The following is a 16,300-nucleotide window of genomic DNA, read 5'->3' on the forward strand; positions in this document are numbered from 1 at the left end:
CCTGCAATATTACTATAACTGCCATATACCGGCGCAAACATTAAACATAATCCTCACTTCGGTATTCTCTATCCTGACCAATGTCTCACATTTTTGTTCGACTTGAATTTTCTGCAACTCTTTTATTGTACATGCCACACACTACACGGTCAAGTCCTGCCAGATCCTTTTTCACATATATATTGCAAAATCCTGCATTTTTCATAAGCTTTGATACATCTTCTGCCTGGTCATGACCGATCTCGAACATGAGCCATGCACCATCATTCAGATGTGAAATGCTTTCGCTTACAATTCTTCTGTAAAAGTAAAGTCCGTCTTCATATCCGTCAAGCGCGATCCACGGATCATGAAGCTTTACTTCGTCCTCCAGTCCCTGGATCACTTCCGTTCTAATATATGGTGGGTTTGACACAATAAGGTCAAAACTTTCAGATACATTTTCAAAAATGTCACTCTGTACCCATATAACAGGAACCTTAAGTCTCTGAGCGTTCTTTTTTGCTACTTCAAGCGCATCTGCTGATATATCTGCGCCAACCGCTTTCCCCCCTGTAATGTGCTTTCTTTCTGCCGCATACTTTAAAAGACTGATCAATATACAGCCAGAACCAGTACACATATCCAACACATACATATCCGGTCTTATCACTTTCAATGCTTCTTCCACCAGATTCTCTGTATCCTGTCTTGGTATAAGCACATGCTCATTAACAAGAAATTCATATCCCATAAACTCCTGACTTCCCGTAATATGCTGAAGTGGAATTCTTCGTGCACGCTTTTCCAGATATTCCCAATACCGTTTTGCTTCCTCTTCCGAAATATTTTTTTCCGGATTTCCATAGTAGGAAGCACGACTGATTCCAGTCACATATTCCAGTAAATACCATGCATCGATTTGAGCATCTGGTATCTGTCTGCTTTCCAGATACGCAGATCCTTCTTTATAAATCCTCTGCAGTTTTAAAGTTCTCTGCTTCATATGCTCTCCAATCAAATACTGCTTCTACTGCCTGTATTGCCACTTCAATCATTGAGTCGTCCGGTTCTTTCGTTGTCAGCTTCTGGATTGCAAGTCCTGGTCTGCTTAAAAGATTGATAATCGGATTCTCACTTCTTCCTGCAAGTTTCAGTACTTCATAAGAAATTCCTGCAATGACCGGAATCAGGGCAATTCTCACGATCACACGCATCAGCGGTGATTCCACCTGAATCAACATCAACAAAATAATACTGATTGCCAGTACGAAGAATAAGAAGCTTGTTCCACAGCGCTTATGCTGTCTGGAACTGATTCTGACATTATCAACGGTAAGCGGAAGTCCATGCTCAATGCAATTGATGCATTTGTGCTCCGCGCCATGGTACATAAATGTTCTCTGGATATCATCCATTCTTGAAATCAATGCAATATAGAGAATAAATATACCAATCCTCACAAATCCTTCCACTAATGTTCTCAAATGATACGATGGCATCAGTGGTTTTAATAATGAAGACAGAAAATACGGCAGAACCATAAATACTGCTACTGCAATTACTACAGATATTGCAACTGTCGCATTCATCATCCATTTTTCCTGTTTTTCCTTCTTTGCGATTTCTTCCTCTGTCAGTTCTTTTTCGCTTTTTACTTCCTCTTCGTCCTCATAAAATTCAGCTGAAAACATCAACGTCTTAATTCCCAGAACCATAGAATCTATAAAATTGAACACCCCTCTGATAAACGGAATCTTCGTTAAAGCTTTCCATTTAATCACACTGTGATATTCTTCCTTCTGTACAAAAATCTCTCCATCCGGTTTTCTCACTGCAACCGCATAGTCGTCTCCATGTCTCATCATAATTCCTTCAAGGACTGCCTGTCCCCCAATATTGGATGACTTCATATAATTGCTCTCCTCATATCTGATATAAATAGAAGAAAGGGTTGAGATTCAAAAAACCTCAACCCCGATAACCTTCGAACTTATTTCATTCCGTACTTCTTGTTGAACTTATCAACACGACCACGAGCCTGTGTTGCTTTCTGCTGTCCTGTGTAGAACGGATGACACTTAGAACAGATTTCTACGTGGATATCTTCTTTTGTAGATCCTGTTACGAATGTGTTACCACAGTTGCAAGTTACAGTTGCCTGATAGTATGCTGGATGTATTCCTTCTTTCATGATTTTCACCTCTTCTTTATTATTGTTGCGTTTATTTTAGTTGCGTCAAACGCGAATATTTTCTAAACAGCTTTCTTATTGTACCACACGATTGCCAGCTTGTCTATAATATTTTTTTCTTTTTTACCATTTCAATCAACTCATTGTTGTTCTTTGTATTGGAGAACATATTCAGGATACTCTCCACCGCCTCTTCCGCACGCATTCCATTGAGTGCACGGCGCATGATCTCCACAGCTTCCTGCTCATCTTTGTTAAGAAGCAGATCTTCTCTACGAGTGCTTGACTTCGGTATATCAATAGCAGGAAACATTCTTTTTTCAGAAAGCTTACGGTCAAGTACCAGTTCCATGTTACCTGTTCCTTTAAACTCCTCATATACAACATCGTCCATCTTGCTTCCTGTATCTACCAGTGCTGTAGCGAGAATTGTAAGGCTTCCACCCTCACGCATATTTCTTGCAGCACCAAAGAAACGCTTTGGCATATGAAGCGCTGCAGGATCAAGGCCACCGGAAAGTGTTCTTCCGGATGGTGAAACAGTCAGGTTATACGCTCTTGCAAGACGTGTGATGCTGTCAAGCAAGATCATAACATCTTTCTTATGTTCTACAAGACGCTTTGCACGTTCAATGACCATTTCAGATACTCTCTTATGATGCTCTGGAAGCTCATCAAATGTAGAGTAAATAATCTCTACATTGTCTCCTTGAATGGTCTCTTTAATATCCGTAACTTCCTCCGGACGTTCATCAATCAGAAGAATCAGAAGATGCACTTCCGGATTATTCTTAAGAACAGACAATGCAACTTCTTTTAAAAGTGTTGTCTTACCGGCTTTCGGAGGTGATACGATCATTCCTCTCTGACCTTTGCCAATTGGAGAAAGCAAGTCCATAATTCTCATAGACGTGCTTGTCTTGCCACACTCCAGACGCATTCTCTCATTTGGGAAAATTGGTGTCATCTTCTCGAAACTGCTACGTGTGAGAAGTTCCATTGGATCTGTATCATTCACTTTAGTCAAATATAACAGTGCGCTGAACTTCTCCTGCTGTGTCTTAATACGAGTATGTCCCTCCAAAATATCTCCAGTCTTCAGATTGAACCTACGGATCTGAGACGGCGAAATATAGATATCATTATCTCCTGGAAGATAATTATCACTTCGGATAAATCCGAACCCATCTGGCATAACCTCCAGAATTCCGCGTGCAACAATTCCACTGTCCAGGCGGTCAATATCATGGATTTCTTTATCTCCGGTATTCGCAGACATCTCTTTTACTGTCTCACGCTTTTCCTGTTTTTCTTTTTCCTGTTCTTTTTCATCTTCCTGTAACATCAATTCGATTACCTGGGCCTTTTTCATTGTAGAAATACCTTTCAGGCCTCTTGCTTTTGCAAGTTCTTTTAACGTCGTCAACGGTAATGTTTCATATTTTTCTTTCATCATCGCTTTATATTCCTTTCAATTATAGGCTTATGTGTCATCACGGGATTCTTTGTCAGAATAGACTTCATCTGAAACTAAAGTTTATTATACTACAAATGTTTCGCTTTTAAAAGCCTTTTTTCAAAGACATTTCTTGATTTGGTAATCTTAAAATGATATGATGGTATACAAGGGGTGACCTTGTTCAAATCCCCATATACAAAATATAGTAGAAAAAGGTGGTATTTAACGTGACAAATCAAGAAAAAGCTCTGAAAATGCACGAAGAATGGAACGGCAAACTTGAAACCATCGCAAAGTCTCATGTAAAGACTCGCGAAGATCTGGCAATTGCTTACACACCGGGTGTTGCTGAGCCATGCAAAGTTATCGCTGAAGATAAAGAAGCCGCATATAAATATACAATCAAATCCAACACAATTGCTGTTGTATCTGACGGAAGTGCCGTGCTTGGACTTGGCAATATAGGACCATTGGCTGCCATGCCTGTTATGGAAGGAAAAGCTGTCCTTTTCAAAGAATTCGGTGGTGTCAATGCTGTGCCGATCTGCCTGGACACTCAGGATACTGAAGAGATCATCAAAACTGTTGTAAATATTGCTCCTGCTTTCGGAGGCATTAACTTAGAAGACATCAGTGCTCCAAGATGCTTTGAAATTGAGGAACGTCTGAAAGAGCTTCTTAACATTCCTGTTTTCCACGACGATCAGCACGGAACTGCCATTGTAGTTCTTGCCGGAATCATTAATGCATTAAAAGTAACAGGAAAAGACAAAGAGACCTGTAAAGTCGTTGTAAATGGTGCCGGAAGTGCCGGTGTTGCAATCACAAAACTGCTTCTCACATACGGATTTTCTCATATTACAATGTGCGATATCAGTGGAATCCTCGGAAAAGATTCTCAGAATCTGAATTGGATGCAGAAAAAGATGGTCGAAGTAACAAATCTGGAAGGCAAAAAAGGAACCCTTGCTGACGCATTGAATGGTGCAGACATCTTTGTCGGTGTCTCTGCTCCAAATATTGTCACAAAAGAAATGGTCGCTTCCATGAACAAAGATGCTATCCTCTTTGCGATGGCCAACCCTGTACCAGAGATCATGCCAGACCTTGCAAAAGAAGCCGGAGCAAAAGTTGTTGGAACCGGACGTTCAGACTTCCCGAACCAGGTCAACAATGTCGTTGCTTTCCCTGGAATCTTCAAAGGCGCTCTGGAAGGACGCGCAACTAAGATTACAGAAGAGATGAAACTTGCAACTGCAAAAGCAATCGCAAGCCTTGTTCCGGATGAAGAACTGAACGAAAACAATATTCTTCCGGAAGCTTTCGACCCTCGCGTTGCAGACGTTGTAAGCGAAGCTGTGAAGGAATTGATTTAATGGCTGTTTACTGGGGCGAAAAGAGATACCATTCTCTGGACTATTATCTCAAAAACACCTATGGCAGCAAATTATATAAACTATCACTGAACGGAGGCATGACTTGTCCGAACCGGGATGGAACATGCGGAACCCGTGGCTGCATTTTCTGCAGCCAGGGTGGTTCTGGTGATTTTGCCGAATCACCTTCCGAGACGATTCGTGAACAGATTGAACATGGAAAATCTAAAGTCGCCGCCAAATATGGAGGCGGTTCTTATATTGCATACTTTCAAGCATATACGAACACTTATGCACCTGTAGACTACCTTCGTAAAATATTTACTGAGGCAATCATGCACCCGGATATCAGAATTCTTTCTGTTGCAACAAGACCGGACTGTCTCGGTGAAGATATTTTAAATCTTCTTCATGAATTAAATCAGATCAAACCTGTCTGGATTGAGCTTGGACTTCAGACAATTCATGAAGATACGGTATCTTATATCCGGCGCGGCTATGATCTTCCGGTATTTGAACATGCATTAAAGAGACTTCGTCAACTGGGTATTCCGGTAATCGTACACACGATTCTCGGACTTCCAGGAGAAGATAGCAAGCGGAATCTTGAGACTATGCATTATCTGAATGAACACCACATTCAGGGAATCAAGCTACAGCTTTTACATGTTCTGAAATACACAGATCTCGCGGACGATTACCTGACAGGCAGATTTTCTGTTTATTCCATGGAAGAATATTTTGAAGTCTTAAGTTCCTGTATCTGCAATCTGAGTCCGGATATCGTCATTCACCGGCTCACCGGGGACGGTCCAAAAGATCTTCTGATTGCTCCTACCTGGAGCACAAACAAACGACATGTCTTAAACCAGATGCAGTCCTGGTTCAAGATTCACGACATCTGGCAGGGAAAGGAGTTGTAAATTATGGCAGAAGCATTTAAACTTTATAAACTGATCATTCTGTATATGCTGGATAAGGTGGATTTCCCACTGACTAATTCCCAGATTTCAGAATTCATTTTAAACGAAGGCTACACGACATATTTTAAATTGCAACAGGCTCTTTCAGAGCTTTTGGATTCTGGATTTATTCGTGAAGAGTCCACGCACACAAGAACATTTTATCACCTGACAGAAGAAGGCGAGGAAACAATTCATTACTTTAAAAATGATATTTCACCTGCAATCCAGGAAGATATTAACAGTTTTCTCAGTAATAAACAATATGAACTGAAAAATGAAGTTGCCATAAAAGCTGACTATTATCGAAATCCCAACATGGAATATTGTGTCCGCTGTCAGATACTGGAACGTGATGCTCCTTTAATCGACCTGACGCTCACTGTTCCAACGGAATCTGAAGCAATGGCAATTGCAGCAAACTGGACACAAAAGAATGAAAAGATATACGCCAATCTAATGGCCGAATTATTATAGGTATATCCCCAAAAAAAGAATGAACTGTATTTTAATTTTCATTGTAAATACAGTTCATTCTCTTTTTATTTAGCCCGGATTTGTATTATCATTATCTTCCAAGGAATGTTCCTACAAAGATTCCATAGTAGTTACCAATGACATATCCAAGAGTACCGACCAGAAGTGCCGGAACTACCATTGCCTGCCATCCTTTCGCAATTGCAAGCGCTGCGGCTGTTGTAGGTCCACCTACATTTGCATTCGATGCAATACAGATCTCTTCCAGGTTGAATTTGAAAATCTTACCAAATACAAAGGAGAAGATCATGTTCATACCAACGATGATTGCACAGAATACAAGGAGTAATGGTGCCTGTGTCATGATCAGGTAGATAGATGCCGGAACACCGATTACTGCAAAGAAGATATGAATCAGGAATGTACCAATTTCCTGTGCGCCACCAATATTTCCCATAAATTCTGGTTTAATTGTTGCCAATAACATGGTCAATGTAGGCATGATCAAATATTTGTTTCCAAGAAGACCGTTTAATAATGCCAGTCCAAAATTACTTGTTGGAATCAATCCTGCAAAGAAATCTGCAATTGCTGTCGAAATTGCTACGATTGCAAATGCAATCGCAAGTGCCTCTGCGATATCGATCAGTGCGACCGGTTTTGCTTTCCAGTAACTTGCTGCCTGGTTTTCACCTTCACCACTTGCTTTTCTTGCTTCTACTTCATCAATATATGGATGTTTAAATTTCTTCAAGAAGAATTCAATTGTTGGAATTGCAATCAGTACGAAGAAATAAAGTGCCATCAAGAGGTTATCTGCTACCACTGAAGAAGATACCATATCTCCGCTTGCTCCAAATGCATCAGACATTGCTACCAGGTTTACACTTCCTCCTGTGTATGTACCAACCATCATAGCTGCTATCTTATTCAGATCTGCAATCTGGTTATGTAACAGATAAAATGCTACAATACCACCGACCAGTGTACCAATACCGCTGATCAGATAAATTACAAGCACACGTCCACTTTCTTTCCATATTTTCTTCACATTTGCATTAAACAAAAGAAGTGGTACTGCAAGTGGTACAACATATGACCATACAAAATCATATGCCGGTGCATCTGTCGGGATTACCCGGATGTTAGAAAGAATCATAGCTCCAATCAAAGCAATAACACAACCTGTTACTTTTCCTGCCCATTTGTACTTCTGCTCCATCCAGATAGCTAATGCTGCGATGACTACTAATATTGCAAACAACGCCCACGTATTATCCGCACTAATTAATGTTCTCATATGAATCCCTGCCTTTCTCAATCCTATAAACAAGTTACTTTTTCGTATTCTTTATTTCCATACTTCTTTGAATACTCGATAAAAATTCTTATAGCCAATCTTGTCAAGCTCTTCCTGACTGTATCCCCTCTTCTTTAATACTGCCAGGATATTCTTTGCTTCTGCCTCATTAGAAATACCGTCGCCACTCGGTGAATCGACATGATCACTGAATGTCTTAAGCGCCTCTCCTCCAAGGTAGTCATCAAAGTCAAATCCAAGACCAATATGATCGATTCCGATCAGATCAGCAATATACTCGACATGGTCTGCCAAATGCTCGACATTTTGTTCATCGTGCTTTTCAGAAATAAACTCTCTCATACTGTTCATTCCCACCAGACCGCCAGTCTTAGCAATCGCCTTCAACATGTCATCTGTCAGGTTGCGCATTGCCGGACATACACTACGTGCATTGGAATGTGATGCAATAATCGGTCCCTGCGCCAGATCAATGACACCCCAGAAACATTTGTCATTTAGATGTGATACATCCATCACCATTCCAAGATCCTGAATCCGCTTTACGGCTTTCTTTCCGGCTTCTGTAAGTCCCCTTGTTACATCCACCGGCCATCCGGTTGCCAATGCGTTTAATTCATTCCAGGTAAGCATTGCATGTCTGACACCTACTTCATCATAAAAATAGTTGATCATATCAATGTCTTCCCCAATCTGGCTTAACCCTTCCATTCCGGTTACGATATTTAATTTTCCTTCTTTTGTACCTTTTTCAAAATCATCGTACTTCTTCACAAAATTCAGAATATCTGCAGAATCTTCCATTTCCTGCTTAATACTCTTTACAATCTGTTTGGATCGTTTCACTGGATCACTATCATATGGTGGATCGATCCAGATTACGAAAATTCCTCCTGTAACACCACCTTCCTGGAACTTATGCAGATGATGCTTACGAAAAATATCTCTTTCTCCGTGATCTACTGCACGGCAAGTTACATCTGTCCACACATCTCCATGGCCATCAAAAATCATTCTATCTTCTCCCTTCTGACATTTTCAAGACATCTCACATACCGATTATTTTTTCACCACCCTCCTGTTGCATCGGATTAAGAGTCTTTTTTCATTTTTATATATGCACGCCATGTTGTTGCAAATTTTTTCCACTCGATAAGACCATCTTCCTGGATTCTGGATCCGAGTGCCGCATGATGCGGTGCTTCTTTTACAACTTGTGGCGTAGTATATGCTTCTTCTGCAATCTGACAATATGCATCTACAAATTCATCAATGTCATCCTTTGAGTAAGATTCTACAGGCTCTGGTGTAAAAGGTTCTGGAATGATTCTTGGATGATGACTTGTAAAATAATCTTGAAAGCCATAATCCACGATTCGTCTGCAGATATCATCTGTCGTTACACCTGTCTCGTCCGTCAATTCTTTCCAGCTCAGTCTTGCCTGTTCTAATCTGTATTTTCCTTTCGCATATGGCAAGGAAATTCCTTTTATCTCCAAAAGTTTTTTCAACATATAATTATTATTTAAAATCGACATTTCTGCAATCTGTTTCATTCCATCCGGACCGAGAGTTCGAATATATGCATAGGTTCTCACAAGAACTGCAGGCACTCCATAAAATTTTCTTAACTTTCCAATGCTATCCGGACAATTGTAATCCAGATAATATTTTTCTCCGTCAAATTCTACTGTCGGTGCTGCAACAAACTTTGCAAGCTTCTCACATACGCATTGTGCTCCGGCTGCCGGTCCCTGACATCCGTGCGGTGAAGAAAAGGATTTGTGCAGATTATAATGACACATATCAAATCCTGCATCTCGCGCTCTTGTAATTCCGAACAGTCCATTTAAGTTTGCCTGGTCATATACGCATAAGCCTCCAGCTGCATGAACAATATCTACAAATTCTTTAATTTTCTCATTGTAGATTCCGGTATCTTCCGGATTGGTGATCATAAGTGCGGCTGTATGTTCAGAAACGGCTGCTTTTAGAGCATCTATATCTGGCACACCGTTTTCATCTGGATATAAAGTGATTACCTTATATCCAAGCGTTGCAGCGGCACCTGGATTGCCCGGATGCGATAAAATGGTCGTAATAATCTCATTTCGCTGTTCACCCTCACCTCTGGATTCATGATAAGCACGAATTGTCTCTACATTTGCAAAGATTGCCTGAGTACCGCCTCCTGGCTGTAAGCTTACTTTATCCATACCCGAAATTGCCTTGATGTACTGCTCATCTCGATACATAATTTCCAGGATCCCCTGAATAGTTGACTCGTCCTGATATGGATGAACTTCACTTAATTTTTCAGATTTCACCAATTGTTCATGTATCTTCGGACTATACTTCATAGTACAGGTTCCAAGCCCGATATCAATATTAAAATCTGTTCCAATCGTCTCCTGAGATAATCTCATATAATGTCTGAGTACCTGCATCTGAGACATTTCCGGAAGCTTCGGTGCTTTTTTTCGAATCAGATTTTTCGGAAGCAGCGTTTCTACGGTTCCTGTTGCTTTTGTAACTTTTTCATCTGCTTTGGGAACTAATATTCCTCGTTCACCTGGATTGCCAAGTTTCATAATTATAGGTTCGTCCCATCTTGCTTCGTGGAAATCCCGATTTGTCTTATAATATCCCATCACTATTCCCCCTTTACAATCCGCTTGAGGGCATCACGAAGATGCTCCATCTCTTCTAATGTCGTAATCTCTGATACACAATAAAGTGCACATTGCCCAAGCTCTGGGAAATCATGACTTAAGTCTTTTCCGCCAAATATGTTCTCTTTTAACAATTCTTTATTAATTTCTTCAACCGTCTTTCCAGTCCGGTTAAAATCTATTACAAACTCCTGAAACTTCGCATTTTCAAATCTCTTTGCCCGAACTTTCGGAATCTCATCTAAAATATCCTCCAGATATGCTGCATTCTGAATAATCGTCTCACCGAGTTCGTACATGCCCTGCGGTCCCATACTTGCCAGGTACACACCTGCCGTAATTGCCCAGAGACCTGTTTCTGTTCCAAAATACTCTTTTGCATTCTCACGGCTTCCATGAGAGCTTCGATAATTCATCGCTCTTCCCCATCCATAGGTATCTTCTTTCTCTGTCTCTGTAATTCCATACATATAAGTTGGAAATTGTTCTACCAGATCCATATTCTGATTACATGCAATAAATCCTGCCTGACCACCGCCGAACTGAATGTGCATTCCAAGAGGCTGTATATCTCCACATACAATATCAGCACCCTGATTTACCGGGCTCTCCATAATTCCAAGCGCTGCCGCCTCTGTCTGTACAACACAATAAGCTCCTGCATCATGTGCCAGTTTTGCAATTTCTTCTCCTCTTGTCTCAAAGTTACCAAGATAAGTTGGATTTTCAAAAAATACAGCTGCAACATTTTTCTTTGCCAACTGTTCTTTCAACTCTTCCAGATCCATAAGTCCTGTCTCTGGTTCATAAGCTATTTTTCTTACTTCTGCCACATTTCTACAATACTGTACGACCTGTGAATATATTTCCGGATTCATAGTCTTCGGAACAAGAATCACTTTTCCAGCCATTCCTTTTTCTCTGACTGCTCTGACTGCCATACGAAGCGAAGATGCCACTGCCTGACCGCCATCATAAGTTGTATAACTTACAACATCTGTGTCCAGAAGTTCTCCCATCATGCTTGTGTATTCAAAGATTGCCTGCATCTTACCATGATCAGAATATGTATCTCCACAGTAAGCAGTCAGAAACTCACCTCTGGAATTTATCTCATCGCAAATTGCCGGCACCTGATGTTTGTAACACCCGGCTCCAAGAAAGCTCGTATATTCTTCCGTTGTAATATCACGATTCAAAATTCCCATCACATGTCTTTTCAGTTCATATTCACTTCTGATCGGTTCCGGAATATCTAATCGTTCTTTATACAACAATTCATCTGGAATTATACTTTTGTAAATGTCTTCTACGCTGTTGATCCCCAATTCATCCAACATTGCCTTCTTATTCTCTGATACACTATTAGGCATATATGGATGTACAAAACTGTTTTCCACAAGAATCACTCCTTTCATGGCAGTTCACTTATTGATTATCTAAATATTTTTATTTATTTCACCTACAACACATACATTAGTCTTCAAACAGTGATTTCGTCAAGTTATTTTGTTAATCATTTGATATTTTTGCAATATTTCACAAAAAGCAAAATAAGAAGTCGGCCATTTGTCGATTTCTTTAAATATTCCATAATATTCATCTTTACCAAAGGCTATTTGCAGATTCTTTCTTTATCCAACCTTGTAAATAGCAGAATCAGAATTTTTGAATATAATTTTATAATACCCCTTTAAATACTCATCTGCATCTGCATCGCCAGTATCTACATGCATCGGCTGCCCGCCAAGTCCTGCCAGTTTTTCTTTTGTTGCTACAATTTCAATCTGTTCTTTTCCTACTTTTCTGATTACCCGTGGACTAATCTGCTGATTTCCTCTTCCTAACAAAAAACCATTTCCACCAATACAGGTCACCAGAATTTTTATATGACTGTATGAATTGACACAGTTCCACAATTCTCTTTCATTCGCATCTCGAAGTATGATTTTACCATTTCTGATTACATCCACTCCACGGACAGTTCCATGTACTTTCTTTTTCCCAGTATCCTCCTGCTCGTCATTTTCACACAATAACTCTTTTATCTTCCAGGTCGTTCCTCCCGGGCCGATAATATAAACCCAGTCCTTTTCCATTCGCAAGATTGCTGCCCTCGCTATTATAGTTGCGGACTCGCCTGACCCCAAATCCAATTCTTTTGCCTTTTGTAAATGTTTTCCATCACTTAATACTTCCAAAAATCCGTACAATTGGGGGCTTACGTTTCTGGAATCTAAATCCTTCTCTTCAATATCAAGAACTTCCCTCATTTCATAAGACATCTCTTTTCCTTCAAGCCACCCTGCCAACATCTCACCTGCCTGATATGGATTACAGGCATAACACGCAGAATACATCTTCACTCCTGCCGGGATTCCAAGAACCGTCACATCCGTACCAACAGCTTCACAAATGTCCCTTGCAGTCCCATCTCCTCCACAAAACACGAGAAGATCCACACCCTGTTCTTTCATAATTTGTGCACAAAGCTTCGTATCTTCTGCGCTGCTTGTATGGGCTTTTGGACATAACACCACATCACATGGAATTTTAAGTTTCTCAAGCAAAGCTTCTCCCATATCCCCTGGTGCACTTAAGATTGAAAAATTTTTCTCTCCCACCAATCCTTTATCTCCTGCAACTAAACTTGCGGTAAGATCTGCAATTTTGCTCATACAGCTTTCTGCTCTCTTGGGGGCTGTTCTTTCACAGCCTTCCAGGAAAAGCTTTTCTATTTTTTTGTAATTGTCACTTCCTTTTAGACCGGCTTTTCCACCAATTCCAGCATATGGATTTAGAATAAAACCTATTTTCTTTTTCTTAGTCTCCATCTTTTCCCCTGTGTCGTTGCTGTTTACTGTAAACTTTTTTATCGCTATATAATCTTAAAACTTTCTTTTGTCATTTTTATGTTATCAAATCAACAAATCCAAGAATAATCTTTACAACAAAAACTCACTCATAACATAGTTGCTGACATCGATTCCACGATCTGTAAGTTTCACAAAGTCTTCGCCATCTTCCAGAAGTCCTTTCTGTTCCATGTCTCTTATCACATTTCCATAAACGTTCTCCATGCTCTCACCATACATCTTAAGAAATTTTATTTTTGATACACCTTTCATCATACGCAGGCCAAGGAACATCGTCTCTTCCATCTGTGCAGATACAGTTAACTTTTCCGGCTCTTCTCCATAATTAAATCTACTGTTATTGATCAGTGATGCAGCTCCGGTTCCAATCCCCAGATATTCTGTTCGCTCCCAGTATCCGATATTATGTCTGCAAGCATATCCAGGCTTTGCATAATTAGAAATCTCATATCTTTCATATCCGTATTTCGAAAGTATTTCTTTCGTTCTCCAATACATCTTACGCTCTGTCTCTTCATCAGGTAATTCGTCTGCATGACGCCCTTCCCCATACTCCTCATAAAATGGAGTACCTTCCTCCACGATCAGACTATATGCAGAAATGTGTTCCGGGGCAAGCTCTGCCACTGTTTTTAAGTTTTCCTCCCAGTCAGTAAGACTTTGTCCCGGAATTGCTGACATCAGATCAACATTAATATTCTCAAATCCTTCTGCTCTTGCCATACGATATGTTTCAAGAAATTCTTCATACGTATGAATACGACCCAGTATCTGAAGTTCTCTATTTTTTGTAGATTGCAGGCCAATGCTTAATCGGTTAATTCCACATTTTTTATAACCGGAAAGCTTTTCCCTGTCTACAGTTCCTGGATTCATCTCAACTGTGATCTCTGCATTTTCTTCTACAACAAATGTATCACGGACTGTTGAAAATATCTGCTGCATCTGAAAAGCTGTCAAAGTAGAAGGCGTTCCCCCACCGACAAAGATACTGATAACACGACAAGCCTCCGCCAGGTGCGCGTATGAGCGAATATCCTGACAAAGGCTTTTCACATAAGATTCCCTCTCATCCGCCGTTGACGGACCTGAGAGGAAATCGCAATATTTACATTTTTTTTTACAAAATGGTATATGAATATATAATTCTAATAATCTCATTATTTGTCATCCAACTTCAGTACACTCATAAATGCTTTCTGAGGAATCTCTACGTTACCAACCTGACGCATACGCTTCTTTCCTTCTTTCTGTTTTTCAAGAAGCTTTCTCTTACGGCTGATATCACCACCGTAACATTTTGCAAGCACATCTTTTCGCATTGCTCTTACAGTCTCACGGGCAATAATCTTTCCACCAATAGCCGCCTGAATCGGGATTTCAAAGAGCTGTCTTGGAATCTCTTCTTTAAGCTTCTCGCACATCTTTCTTCCACGTTCATATGCAGTATCTGCATGGACGATAAAGGAAAGAGCGTCTACTTCTTCTTTATTGACCAGAATATCCAGTTTCACAAGTTCAGATCTCTGGTATCCGTCCATCTCATAATCAAAGGAAGCGTATCCTCTGGATCTGGACTTCAATGCATCAAAGAAATCGTAGATAATCTCGTTGAGCGGCAGTCTGTAATGCAGAACTGCACGGGTCTCTTCAATATATTCCATGCCAAGATACTCTCCTCGTCTCTCCTGACATAGATCCATAATCGTACCGATAAATTCGGATGTTACCATAATCTCAGCCTTTACCATCGGCTCTTCCATATATTCAATCTCAGAAGGATCCGGAAGATTAGACGGGTTTGTCAGTTCTATGACATCTCCGTTCGTCTTGTATACTTTATAAATAACTCCCGGTGCTGTTGTAACAAGATCAAGATTATACTCTCTCTCCAGACGCTCCTGAATAATCTCCAGATGGAGAAGTCCCAAAAAGCCACAGCGAAATCCAAATCCAAGAGCAATGGAAGTCTCCGGCTCAAACTGCAGGGACGCATCATTTAATTGAAGCTTCTCAAGAGCATCCCGAAGATCCGGATACTTTGCCCCATCCGCAGGATACAGTCCACAGTAAACCATCGGATTCACTTTCTTATATCCCGGCAACGGCTCCTCGCAAGGATTCGCTGCATCTGTGATGGTATCTCCTACACGGGTATCTCCGACATTCTTCAAGCTGGCCGTAATATAGCCTACCATACCTGCTTCCAGCTCATCACATGGAATGAATTGTCCGGCTCCAAAATATCCGACTTCAACGACATCTGCCTCTGCTCCTGTCGCCATCATACGGATCTTCGTACCTTTTTTCACGGTACCTTCACGGAGTCTGCAAAATACGATAACCCCTTTATAAGAATCATATAGGGAATCAAAAATCAATGCCTTCAATGGTGCTTTCGGATCTCCGCCCGGTGCCGGGATCTTTTCCACGATCTGCTCCAGAACCTGATCTACATTCAGCCCTGTCTTTGCAGAAATAAGTGGCGCATCATGTGCCTCGATTCCAATGATATCTTCAATCTCTTCAATGACACGGTCCGGCTCTGCACTTGGAAGATCAATCTTATTAATAACAGGCATTACATCCAGATCATGATCCAACGCCAGATATACATTGGCCAGTGTCTGAGCCTCTACTCCCTGAGCTGCGTCTACGACCAGAATCGCACCGTCACACGCTGCCAGACTTCTTGATACTTCATAGTTAAAATCTACATGTCCCGGTGTGTCGATCAGGTTAAAGATATACTCCTCTCCGTCTTTTGCCTTATATACTGTACGGACTGCCTGAGCCTTGATCGTGATTCCGCGCTCGCGTTCCAGATCCATATTGTCAAGCACCTGTGCCTGCATCTCGCGGCTCGTCAGAAGCCCTGTCTGTTCAATGATACGGTCTGCCAATGTTGATTTACCATGGTCAATATGAGCCACAATACAAAAATTGCGAATTTTACTTTGATCTATTCCTGCCACTTATCTTCT

Annotated in this window: 14 protein-coding genes; 3 read left to right on the top strand and 11 right to left on the bottom strand. The window is 40.7% G+C overall.

Annotation, left to right across the window (positions count from 1 at the left end; genetic code table 11):
- Positions 1-85: 85 nt before the first annotated feature.
- The 4 genes from prmC to rho all read right to left on the bottom strand — a co-directional run bounded on the left by prmC (position 86) and on the right by rho (position 3,626).
- Positions 86-985 carry a peptide chain release factor N(5)-glutamine methyltransferase gene (gene prmC, locus C7E02_RS05805; RefSeq protein WP_005337107.1) on the bottom strand — a complete coding sequence of 300 codons (900 nt, stop codon included), beginning with the start codon at positions 983-985 and terminating at the stop codon, positions 86-88.
- Entirely contained in the window at positions 948-1,892 is a 945-nt protein-coding gene (locus tag C7E02_RS05810) for a DUF1385 domain-containing protein (RefSeq protein WP_005337105.1), read from the bottom strand. The genes prmC and C7E02_RS05810 overlap by 38 nt, the downstream gene beginning before the upstream one ends.
- 80 nt (positions 1,893-1,972) lie before the next feature.
- Positions 1,973-2,173, bottom strand: a complete 201-nt coding sequence (rpmE, locus tag C7E02_RS05815) for a 50S ribosomal protein L31 (protein ID WP_005334394.1) — start codon at positions 2,171-2,173, stop codon at positions 1,973-1,975.
- Positions 2,174-2,276: 103 nt separating this feature from the next.
- Entirely contained in the window at positions 2,277-3,626 is a 1,350-nt protein-coding gene (gene rho / locus C7E02_RS05820) for a transcription termination factor Rho (protein WP_029731591.1), read from the bottom strand.
- Between the two features lie 233 nt (positions 3,627-3,859).
- Here rho and C7E02_RS05825 point away from each other — a divergent pair, with 233 nt between their 5' ends.
- From C7E02_RS05825 to C7E02_RS05835, 3 genes are read left to right on the top strand one after another with little or no spacing between them, the layout of a single operon-like run.
- The gene (locus C7E02_RS05825) at positions 3,860-5,008 is read left to right on the top strand and encodes an NAD(P)-dependent malic enzyme (RefSeq protein ID WP_022279154.1); all 1,149 of its coding nucleotides are present in this window, start codon (positions 3,860-3,862) and stop codon (positions 5,006-5,008) included.
- On the top strand, positions 5,008-5,931 hold the full coding sequence (locus tag C7E02_RS05830) for a TIGR01212 family radical SAM protein (protein WP_005337099.1): 924 nt from the start codon (positions 5,008-5,010) through the stop codon (positions 5,929-5,931). Before C7E02_RS05825 ends, C7E02_RS05830 begins: the two co-directional genes overlap by 1 nt.
- Positions 5,932-5,934: 3 nt before the next feature.
- Positions 5,935-6,447 carry a DUF4364 family protein gene (locus C7E02_RS05835; protein WP_005334399.1) on the top strand — a complete coding sequence of 171 codons (513 nt, stop codon included), beginning with the start codon at positions 5,935-5,937 and terminating at the stop codon, positions 6,445-6,447.
- A 91-nt stretch (positions 6,448-6,538) separates the two neighbouring features.
- On the opposite strand, the gene C7E02_RS05840 is transcribed toward C7E02_RS05835, so the two are convergent.
- The 7 genes from C7E02_RS05840 to lepA all read right to left on the bottom strand — a co-directional run bounded on the left by C7E02_RS05840 (position 6,539) and on the right by lepA (position 16,291).
- On the bottom strand, positions 6,539-7,747 hold the full coding sequence (locus C7E02_RS05840; protein WP_005337097.1) for a DUF819 family protein: 1,209 nt from the start codon (positions 7,745-7,747) through the stop codon (positions 6,539-6,541).
- Positions 7,748-7,798: 51 nt separating this feature from the next.
- Positions 7,799-8,782, bottom strand: coding sequence for a dipeptidase (locus C7E02_RS05845; protein ID WP_029731592.1), 984 nt, complete (start codon positions 8,780-8,782; stop codon positions 7,799-7,801).
- A 77-nt stretch (positions 8,783-8,859) separates the two neighbouring features.
- Complete coding sequence (gene gcvPB, locus C7E02_RS05850; protein ID WP_105309051.1) at positions 8,860-10,419, bottom strand: aminomethyl-transferring glycine dehydrogenase subunit GcvPB; 1,560 nt, start codon at positions 10,417-10,419, stop codon at positions 8,860-8,862.
- A 2-nt stretch (positions 10,420-10,421) separates the two neighbouring features.
- Positions 10,422-11,840 (bottom strand): aminomethyl-transferring glycine dehydrogenase subunit GcvPA, encoded by a 1,419-nt coding sequence (gcvPA, locus tag C7E02_RS05855; RefSeq protein WP_242827023.1) that lies wholly within the window; start codon positions 11,838-11,840, stop codon positions 10,422-10,424.
- A gap of 234 nt (positions 11,841-12,074) precedes the next feature.
- Entirely contained in the window at positions 12,075-13,274 is a 1,200-nt protein-coding gene (locus C7E02_RS05860) for an ATP-NAD kinase family protein (protein WP_022279151.1), read from the bottom strand.
- 111 nt (positions 13,275-13,385) lie between these two features.
- Entirely contained in the window at positions 13,386-14,477 is a 1,092-nt protein-coding gene (gene hemW, locus C7E02_RS05865) for a radical SAM family heme chaperone HemW (protein ID WP_005337088.1), read from the bottom strand.
- A complete protein-coding gene (gene lepA, locus C7E02_RS05870) occupies positions 14,477-16,291 on the bottom strand; it encodes a translation elongation factor 4 (protein ID WP_005334431.1) in 1,815 nt (604 codons plus the stop codon). The genes hemW and lepA overlap by 1 nt, the downstream gene beginning before the upstream one ends.
- Positions 16,292-16,300 lie beyond the last annotated feature (9 nt).

This window comes from Dorea sp. Marseille-P4042 (assembly GCF_900290215.1).
Classification (GTDB): Bacteria; Bacillota; Clostridia; order Lachnospirales; family Lachnospiraceae; genus Dorea; species Dorea formicigenerans.